The organism is Microbacterium sp. (genome assembly GCF_031178525.1).
In the GTDB taxonomy this organism is placed as follows: Bacteria; Actinomycetota; Actinomycetes; order Actinomycetales; family Microbacteriaceae; genus Microbacterium.
Genome location: NZ_JAPSJA010000330.1, coordinates 1 through 2,451, shown reverse-complemented (window position 1 = coordinate 2,451; position 2,451 = coordinate 1). Strand labels below are relative to the sequence as shown.

The following is a 2,451-nucleotide window of genomic DNA, read 5'->3' as shown; positions in this document are numbered from 1 at the left end:
CCCGCGCGCATGATGCGGTCGAGCAGGGCGTCGAAGTCGGCCGCGAGCTCCTGAGCCGACTCGCCGGGCCACACGTGCAGCGGCTTCGCCGCGCCCTGAGCCTGCTGCAGCGACGTGCGCTCGGGCAGCTGCGGCTCGAGCACGAGCGGGCCGAACATGTCACGCAGCTCCTTGATGCGGAACTGGTGCTCGACCGACTGCGGACGCACGCGGTTCACGACGATGCCGAGCGGCTGAAGCCGGGGGGAGAGGCCGCGGCGGATCTCCTCGATGGCGCGAAGCGCGCGGTCGGCGGCGGCGACGGAGAACAGGCCGGGCTCGGTGACGACCATGACGCGGTCGCTCGCGGCCCACGCGGTGCGGGTGAGCGCATTGAGGGACGGCGGGCAGTCGATCAAGACGAGGTCGTACTCGGCCTCGATCGAGGCGAGCGCCTCCTCGAGCTTCCAGACGTCCGCGACCGTGGGGTGGGGGCCGTCGAAGTTGATCGCGGACGGGCTGCCCAGCATGACGTCGATCACGCCGTCGTGCACGCGCGTCCAGCCGCTCGAGGTGATCGCCTGACGGACGATCTTCTCCTTCGGGCTGGTGAGCACGTCGGAGACGTTCAGACGCCCGGCGATCTGCACATCGAGACCGGTCGAGACGTCCGCCTGCGGGTCGAGATCGACCACGAGCGTGCGCAGCGAGCGTGCGAAGGCGGCGGAAGCGAGACCGAGAGTAACGGTCGTTTTCCCGACGCCTCCCTTGAGGGAACTGACGCTGAGTACGTGCACAATCCCCAACGTTACAACGCCCTATGCTGAGAACCACGTCAGCCCGGCCCTCCCCACCGCCGGCTCCTGAAGAAGGGTGCGCATGTTCTCCAAGATCCTCGTCGCCAACCGTGGTGAGATCGCGATCCGGGCCTTCCGTGCGGCATACGAGCTGGGAGCGCGCACCGTCGCCGTCTTCCCGCACGAGGATCGGAACTCGCTGCACCGCCTGAAGGCGGACGAGGCGTACCGGATCGGTGAGGAGGGTCACCCCGTCCGCGCGTACCTGGATGTGGACGAGATCGTGCGCGTCGCGCTCGAGTCGGGCGCCGACGCGATCTACCCCGGTTACGGCTTCCTGTCGGAGAACCCCGACCTCGCGGCGAAGGCGGCCGCGGCGGGCATCACGTTCATCGGCCCCTCGGCGAAGGTGCTCGAGATGGCCGGCAACAAGGTCACGGCCAAGGAGCACGCGATCAAGGCGGGCGTGCCCGTGCTGCGCTCCACCGAGGCATCGGACGACGTCGACGCGCTCGTCGCGCAGGCGGAGGAGATCGGCTTCCCGCTGTTCGCCAAGGCCGTCGCGGGCGGTGGCGGGCGCGGCATGCGCCGCGTGGAGACCGAGGCCGAACTCGCGCCGGCGCTGGCCGAGGCGATGCGCGAGGCGCAGAGCGCCTTCGGCGACCCGCGCATGTTCCTCGAGCAGGCGGTGCTGCGTCCCCGTCACGTCGAGGTGCAGATCCTCGCCGACAAGACCGGCGCCACGATCCACCTGTTCGAGCGCGACTGCTCGGTGCAGCGTCGTCACCAGAAGGTGATCGAGATCGCACCCGCGCCGAACCTGGACGACGCCATCCGTGCCGACCTGCACCGGCACGCGGTCGCTTTCGCCGAGTCGATTGGCTACGAGAACGCCGGCACGGTCGAGTTCCTGCTCGAGACGGCGGGCCCGCGGACGGGCGAGGTCGTCTTCATCGAGATGAACCCGCGCATCCAGGTCGAGCACACCGTGACCGAGGAGGTCACGGACGTCGACCTCGTGCAGTCCCAGATGCGGATCGCATCGGGCGAGACGCTCGCGGACCTGGGGCTCGCGCAGGACACGATCCAGCTGCGCGGCGCCGCGCTGCAGTGCCGGATCACGACGGAGGATCCCTCGCAGGGCTTCCGTCCCGACACCGGCAAGATCACGACGTACCGCTCCCCGGGCGGCGCGGGCATCCGCCTCGACGGCGGCACCACGGCCGCCGGCTCGCAGGTGAGTCCGCACTTCGACTCGATGCTCGCGAAGCTCAGCGTGCGCGGGCGCGACTTCACCGCCGCCGTGGCGCGCGCCCGTCGCGCGCTCGCGGAGTTCCGCATCCGCGGCGTCGCCACGAACATCCCGTTCCTGCAGGCGGTGCTCGACGACCCGGCGTTCGTGCAGGGCGACCTGTCCACGTCGTTCATCGACGAGCGCCCGGAGCTGCTCGAGGGGCGCGTCTCGAAGGACCGCGGATCCAAGATCCTGAGCTGGCTCGTGGACGTCACGGTCAACAAGCCCCACGGTGAGAACCCGCTCGGCATCGCCCCCGCCGTCAAGCTGCCGTCGGTCGACCTGGACACGACGCCGCCGGCCGGTTCCCGCCAGCGACTGCAGGAGCTCGGCCCGGAGGGCTTCGCGCGCGCCCTGCGCGAGCAGACCGCGCTCGCGGTC

General features: G+C 70.5%; 2 protein-coding genes. One reads left to right on the top strand and one right to left on the bottom strand.

The features are described from left to right. Nucleotides 1-776 (bottom strand): ParA family protein (locus tag RIF89_RS13950; protein ID WP_309069685.1); only part of this gene is annotated, 776 nt, incomplete at its 3' end. Nucleotides 777-858: 82 nt separating this feature from the next. On the opposite strand from RIF89_RS13950, the gene RIF89_RS13945 reads away from it, so the two are divergent. Further along, nucleotides 859-2,451: biotin carboxylase N-terminal domain-containing protein (locus RIF89_RS13945; protein WP_309069684.1), on the top strand; the 1,593-nt coding region annotated here is incomplete at its 3' end.